Origin of the sequence: Achromobacter sp. GbtcB20, assembly GCF_019091095.1 — a bacterium.
GTDB classification, from domain to species: Bacteria; Pseudomonadota; Gammaproteobacteria; order Burkholderiales; family Burkholderiaceae_B; genus Achromobacter; species Achromobacter mucicolens.
On sequence record NZ_JAGXJZ010000846.1, the window covers coordinates 1 to 240 of the forward strand.

A 240-nucleotide genomic window follows, 5' to 3' on the forward strand; every position below is an offset into this window, starting at 1 on the left:
CGGTATCGCCTTCCAGCGCGACGGCACCCTGAAGCTGGAGAAGCCGGCCAAGCTGGAAACGGCGATCGCCAACAACTTCGAAGGCGTCTCGAACCTGTTCAATGCGAAGACCGGCGTGGCCACCCGCCTGCTCGACGTCACCGAAGAGATGCTCGGTTCGAAGGGCCTGTTCAAGACCCGCACCGACGGCCTGAACGCTTCGCTGAAGAGCCTGGAAAAAAGCCAGGACCGGATGACGCT

At 62.1% G+C, this 240-nt stretch carries 1 protein-coding gene; it reads left to right on the plus strand.

What is annotated here, in order from left to right; all coding sequences use genetic code 11:
* Positions 1-240 (plus strand): flagellar filament capping protein FliD (fliD, locus tag KVT32_RS31355; RefSeq protein ID WP_217619561.1); only part of this gene is annotated, 240 nt, incomplete at both ends.